This is a genomic window from Acinetobacter stercoris (assembly GCF_900323515.1).
Taxonomy (GTDB): Bacteria; Pseudomonadota; Gammaproteobacteria; order Pseudomonadales; family Moraxellaceae; genus Acinetobacter; species Acinetobacter stercoris.
This window is the reverse complement of record NZ_OOGT01000215.1, coordinates 1-6,420: the sequence shown is the minus strand read 5'-3', so window position 1 is coordinate 6,420 and position 6,420 is coordinate 1. Positions and strand designations below refer to the sequence as shown.

Here is a 6,420-nt window from a genome sequence, read left to right as displayed (position 1 = left end):
AATGTATACTCACGAATTGTAAAATGTAAACATAATTTAGAGAATTTACGTGCTTAGTCATAATCATTCATTTGTAAATAAGAGATTAAGTATATGTGTGCTGTTGTTAATGTTACAACCGTGTGTAGCTTTTGCGCGTGTTGGTACAGAACAAGCGCTACCGATCAATCAGCAAGATAATCCTGATGGTCAATATATGCTTTCTCAATTTAATACTCAGAAAACCAATCTGGGGCAGACATTAAAAGACGGTCTTAATCAATTACTCGCTCCACAAAGTAACGAAGAATATAAAACCATTAAATTAAATCAATTATCTAAATATGATTATGACCCAACTCAAACTGATACGTTGCCAACCATTGGTTATCAGCCCAATCGTCAACAATCTAATTCAACAAATTATCAAGCAGCTACGGCACCGTATGCTTTTGAAAGTTTAGATTTTTATGGTGCTATTCAACGCGCAGTTTCTCGACATCCTCAAATCAGTCAGAGTATTTCCAACCTCGCAGCACAAAACTCAAACATTGATGTTGCCAAGGCAAATTACTATCCACAAATTTCAGGTGGGATTTCAACAGGTGATATGAGTCATGGCGAAGGTGGTCGTCAACTGATCAGCATTAATGCGACACAAATGTTGTATGACTTTGGAAAAACCAAAAGCTTAGTTGGCGAACAGCAGGCTAAATTGTTGGTCAATCAAGCTAATGTGTTAATAAATATCGATGATATTGCTAGCCAAGTGGCTGATACCATTGTCAATATTAATCGTTATCGTACGTTGAGTACGATTGCTCAAGATCAGATTGCTGGGATTAGTCGAATTGCTGAGATTGCGAATTTACGTGCAAAAGCGGGGATTAGTAGTCAGGCCGATCCAGTGCAGGCACAGTCTTATTTAGAAGCAGCACGATCAAACTTAATAGCACAACAAACTCAGTTATCTATTTACCAAGAAAAGCTGCGCACATTATTAAATATGGATACTCGTGCAATTCAGTGGAAACTTCCGGATGGTTTGCTGCAAAACTCTAAAATATTTGAATCAGCTGAATTTAGCAAAATTCCGAGGATGATGGCAGCACAAGCTGAAATTGAAGTTGCTCAATTACAGAAGAAACAAGTCGATCTCAGTCGTTATCCAACATTGAATATTAAAGGCTCATTAAGCCAAGCCTTGAATGGGGTTAATCCAAATAACCGAGAAGATAATGGTATGTATAACTCGATAATGCTCGAAGCTAACAGTAACTTTTATCAGGGTGGATCAACCAACTCACGTTCACGTGCCGCAAGTTATGCTGAACAAGCAGCACGTGCTCAGGTCAACGCAGTGCAATTAGATGTTTTAAATCAAATTCGGGCGACGAGAGAAAATATTGAAAATAAAAAACGCCAAATGGATGTATTGATTAATCAACAGTCCATTTCTGTACGAACTAAAGAGTTATATCAAGAACAGTACAAACTCGGAACACGTACAGTGGTGGATTTACTCAACGCTGAGCAGAGTATTCACAGTGCCAGCATGCAAATCGAGACCAACCGTTACGATATTTATAGTAGCTTGGTGCAATTTATTGCGGTGAGTGGTAACGCACGAGATGTTTATCAGCTCAATAATATGACAATTCAAGGGGTAGAGATCCGTCCATGAGTAATAAAATCAATACCCAACCATGGTTACAAGCAGTATTAATGGTTGCTAAGCATTATCGGATTGAGCCTTCAGAAGAGCGTATTCGTTTAGAGTTAAATTGGGGTGATCATCATACTTTGGATGATGCTTTACATATGATTACTCGCCAAATTGGCCTGAGTTTAAGAAAAGTTGAATTTGGTCTGGATTTACTTAATCCGTGGCGTTTACCTTTGGTCGTTGGATTTAAAGATGGTCAAGTTGGTGTTATCGATAAAGCAGATGACCAAGGCAATCTTAGTGTGCAAATGAGTGGTGATCAAGGTTTAGCACAACAATTTAGTGCAACGACCTTACTTGACCATATAGAAGTCACTTATATTTTACGCCCTGAAATCTCAGTTTCTGATGCGCGTGTTGATGAGTACATTAAACCATTTGAGAAAAATTGGTTTTGGAGCATCGTACTCAAAGATTGGAAACGTTACATCGATATTTTATTTGCTTCTTTACTTGCAAATATTTTGGCATTAGCAACCATTGTATTTTCCATGAATGTATATGACCGTGTTGTACCATCACAGTCGATACCAACACTCTGGGTACTATTTAGTGGAGTCATACTGGCTGCAGTTTTTGAGTTTGTACTACGTTTAGCACGTGCACATATTTCAGATATGATTGGTAAGCGTGCGGATTTAAAGATATCAGATCGTGTTTTTGGACATGCATTACGTATTAAAAATAAAGAACGCCCTAAATCAACAGGGACTTTTATTTCGCAAGTTCGTGAGCTGGAAAGTGTCCGTGAAATGGTTACATCGACCACAATTTCCGCAATTGCTGATTTACCTTTCTTTTTCTTATTCCTGGCAATTTTCTGGTTAATTGGTGGCAACTTATTTTGGGTGATTGTAATCATCATACCGATTATGATCTTACCAGGCTTGTTGGTACAAAAGCCCTTAGCTAAGTTAGCCCAAGAAGGGATGAGAGAGTCATCAATCCGTAATGCAATATTGGTTGAGTCTGTACAGGGAATTGAGGATATTAAGTTGTTACGTGCAGAGTCACGATTCCAAAACCAATGGAACCACATGAATGATGTTTCTGCGAGTATTAGCATGAAACAAAGAAAAATCACTCATTTTATCTCTACATGGACACAAAAAATACAAGGTTTAACCTTTGCGATTGTAGTTTTAGTGGGTTGCTTTGCTGTAATGGAAGGTGAAATGACTACAGGTGCCTTGGTGGCGTGCTCGATTCTTTCCTCACGTATGTTAGCGCCAATTGCCAGTATTTCAGCAGTACTTGGTCGTTTACAGCAGTCAAAAACCGCGAAACAAAGCTTAGATGAGTTAATGAAAAAACCAGTGGATCAACCAGAGCGTACGCAGTTGATCCAACGGGCTGCAATTAATGGTTTGTATCAATTTAATAATGTGTCGTTTAAATATACAGAGGAAGACAGTCAGCCGAGCTTGGCAATTCAAAGCCTCACAATTAAACCAGGTGAACGAATTGCGGTATTGGGGCGTAATGGTGCGGGTAAATCGACATTATTACAGTTGATGTCAGGCATGCAAAGTCCAGATCAGGGGAGTATTCAACTAGATGGTGTGGATTTACATTTAATAGATCCTGCTGATGTACGCCGTGATGTTGGGTTACTCAATCAAAATGCACATCTTTTTTATGGCACGATTCGTGAAAACTTAACACTTGGCGCACCATTAAGTACTGATGATGATATTCTCAAGGCATTAAATATTACAGGTGCTTTGACATTTGTTCAGGCAAAGAAAGAGGGTCTAGAACATATTGTGCTTGAAGGAGGTGGTGGTTTCTCTGGTGGACAACGTCAAGCACTTTTACTAACGCGTTTATTGTTGTGTCAACCAAATATCTTACTTTTAGATGAGCCAACAGCATCTATCGATGATGTTGCTGAGAAACAATTAATCGAGCACTTAAAAGCATGGTTGGGTCATCGCACTTTGGTGGTGGCTACACATCGCCGTGCGGTTTTAGAATTGGTTGATCGTATCATTGTTGTCAATAATGGTCGTATTGTTATGGATGGTCCACGTGATCAAATTCTCTCGAATAATCAGCCCAAACCTGAGCAAGTTGCAACGGGAGCAAAATCATGAGTGCTTTCAATAAGAAAAATAAATCGACATTACAGTTGAGCCAGAGCGAACCACCATTACCGAAATCTAGTTATTTGGTTTGGATTATCTGTATTAGTCTTGGCATTTTATTAGCTTGGGCTGCACTATTTAAACTTGAAGAAGTTTCAACAGGTACTGGTAAGGTTGTTCCGTCTTCAAAAGATCAAATTATTCAATCTCTTGAGGGTGGGATCTTAACTAAACTCAATGTTAAAGAAGGCGATATTGTTAAAGAAGGGCAGGTTTTAGCAGAGCTAGATCCAACACGCTTTGCTTCAAATGTTGATGAATCCAAATCTTTGCTTTTATCTGCCCAAGCTACAGCTGCTCGATTACGTGCAGAGGTGAATAATACCAAATTGGTTTTTCCTGATTCATTAAAAAGCGCACCTGAACTGATTCAAGAACAAACGCAACTTTATCACTCGCGTAGAGAAAACTTATCAGCTTCAATTGCGGGATTAAAAAAAGCGTTAAGTTTAGTTGAACAAGAGTTGAGTATGACCGAGCCCTTGGTTGCTAAAGGGGCTGCAAGTGAGGTCGAGGTATTGCGTTTAAAACGTCAAGCCAATGAACTTCGTAATCAAATGAATGACATACAAAACCAATATTATGTAAAGGCACGGGAAGAGCTTTCCAAAGCAAGTACAGATATTGAGCAACAAGAACAAGTTGTAAAAGGTCGCTCAGATGCACTGAATCGTGCTGTATTTAAGGCACCAGTTCGTGGTGTTGTTAAAGAAATTGATGTCATGACCATTGGTGGTGTTGTACCGCAAAATGGTAAGTTAATGACGATTGTTCCACTTGAAGATCAGTTATTAATTGAGGCAAGAATTTCTCCACGAGATATTGCTTTTATTCGTCCAAATCAAGAGGCCCTGGTTAAAATTACTGCTTATGATTATTCGATCTATGGTGGATTAAAAGGACGGGTAAAAGTCATTTCTCCAGATACTATCCGAGATGAAGTAAAGCAGGATCAGTTCTATTATCGTGTTTATATTCGGACTCAAACCGATAAGTTGCATAATAAGGTTGGAAAAGAATTTGCGATTACTCCAGGTATGGTGGCAACGGTTGATATTAAAACAGGTGAAAAAACAGTATTGGATTATTTGTTGAAACCATTTAATAAGGCAAATGAAGCTTTGCGTGAACGTTAAAATCTTTTGAGAAAGTCTAATAGTTGAATTTCTCAAACCTTAAATTCGATAAGCATCTATTACGTGGTATTAGATGCTTTTTTATTACCTTGTTGAGTAGTAACGTTAATCGTATTGGTGAGGGTGTTAGCTTATTCATAATGGTTTTGGGTAAATTTATTTTTATGTTTTATAATGATAAATTCACATCAACTTGAAATTATTTTACTCATGTAGATATATTTTATACATGGCTACTTATTTTTTAAGGCGATTTTTGAATCTAATTAAAACAGAGGCTTTGTTGCATAAATAAAAATAAAGATGAGTCAGTCTATCTTCCCGATATTTATGCAACATAACCTAAATAATAACCAATGAATTGAGCAATAATACTCTCTTCTGCTCTTAAGGTTGTTGTAATCGCTAGTTTATGGAATTGTTTCAAGATAGATCTCATCAATAAATGATTTCCATTTTTTTGAAACCTCTAACTCTTTATATTTTAAAGAACTTTTATATGCATTTAAACTTAACCTATTTAATAAATCAGAATTCCCAACTAAACTCTCAATTGTATCTGCAATTTCTTCATAACTCCTCATAGGAAATAAATAACCATTTTCCCCATGCTTAATCATACTTCTTGGTCCATATTTAATATCATATGCTATTACTGGAGTAGCATGACTTAAACTCTCTAATACCGCTAAAGAGAACCCCTCGCATTTACTTGTCAATAAAGATAAAAATGCATTCTGATAAACCTCATGAATATTACTTACATAACCTGGTAAATATACATACTCTTGGAGATCAAGATCTTCTATCATTTTTTCTAGCTTTACCCTTTCTCCCCCCTCTCCATAAATATAAAGTTCTACATCACAATTTCTGTTTTTTAAAATAGACATAATATTAATCATATCTTCAATTTGTTTTTCAGGTGAAAGTCGACATAATGCAATAAGGCGTTTAGAATTAACCAACTCACCATTTGAGGAATAGCAGTAATCACCATCAATAGAATGTGGAATCACAAATATTTTATGTGAGTCATTNTATCTTAATAAAATATCTGTTTTTTGCTCCTCAGTTAACGTCAGAATTGCATCAACAACATGCTTCTTATTCAATATCGCAGCATAATTTGAATTTAACTGTCCATTATAAATATCATTTAAGACAGACTCTCTTAAATGAACACTATGTAATACTGATGCAACTTTACAATATGGTCTCATTTCACTTGCAGCTAAACTCCAAAATTTATTTTTATCTATAATTAGTAACGAATTCCTATCAATTTTAATTTCTTTAAGCCAATCAGAAAGAAAATCTTGTTCAGTATTATAAATACTGACTAATTTCAGCTGACAATATTTTTCAATACGTTCTATTGTTTTTTTTGCAACATTAAAAATACGCTTTAAAATTAATTCACCATTAATAT

General features: G+C 36.4%; 4 protein-coding genes. 3 read left to right on the top strand and 1 reads right to left on the bottom strand.

Features of this window, described 5'->3' with window-relative positions; all coding sequences use genetic code 11:
• Window positions 1-109 precede the first annotated feature (109 nt).
• From KPC_RS16785 to KPC_RS16775, 3 genes are read left to right on the top strand one after another with little or no spacing between them, the layout of a single operon-like run.
• Window positions 110-1,663: a TolC family protein gene (locus KPC_RS16785; protein ID WP_121975498.1), complete on the top strand. Its 1,554-nt coding sequence runs from the start codon at window positions 110-112 to the stop codon at window positions 1,661-1,663.
• Window positions 1,660-3,801 carry a type I secretion system permease/ATPase gene (locus KPC_RS16780; RefSeq protein ID WP_121975497.1) on the top strand — a complete coding sequence of 714 codons (2,142 nt, stop codon included), beginning with the start codon at window positions 1,660-1,662 and terminating at the stop codon, window positions 3,799-3,801. The genes KPC_RS16785 and KPC_RS16780 overlap by 4 nt, the downstream gene beginning before the upstream one ends.
• Window positions 3,798-4,988: an HlyD family type I secretion periplasmic adaptor subunit gene (locus tag KPC_RS16775; RefSeq protein WP_121975496.1), complete on the top strand. Its 1,191-nt coding sequence runs from the start codon at window positions 3,798-3,800 to the stop codon at window positions 4,986-4,988. Before KPC_RS16780 ends, KPC_RS16775 begins: the two co-directional genes overlap by 4 nt.
• 410 nt (window positions 4,989-5,398) lie before the next feature.
• On the opposite strand, the gene KPC_RS20970 is transcribed toward KPC_RS16775, so the two are convergent.
• Window positions 5,399-5,893: a glycosyltransferase gene (locus KPC_RS20970; RefSeq protein WP_456049178.1), complete on the bottom strand. Its 495-nt coding sequence runs from the start codon at window positions 5,891-5,893 to the stop codon at window positions 5,399-5,401.
• Window positions 5,894-6,420 lie beyond the last annotated feature (527 nt).

Bases quoted from the DNA above. Each gene is read 5' to 3' on its own strand.
- KPC_RS16775 (WP_121975496.1), top strand. From the start codon at position 3,798: ATGAGTGCTTTCAATAAGAAAAATAAATCGACATTACAGTTGAGCCAG.
- KPC_RS20970 (WP_456049178.1), bottom strand. From the start codon at position 5,893: ATGATTAATATTATGTCTATTTTAAAAAACAGAAATTGTGATGTAGAA.
- KPC_RS16785 (WP_121975498.1), top strand. From the start codon at position 110: ATGTTACAACCGTGTGTAGCTTTTGCGCGTGTTGGTACAGAACAAGCG.
- KPC_RS16780 (WP_121975497.1), top strand. From the start codon at position 1,660: ATGAGTAATAAAATCAATACCCAACCATGGTTACAAGCAGTATTAATG.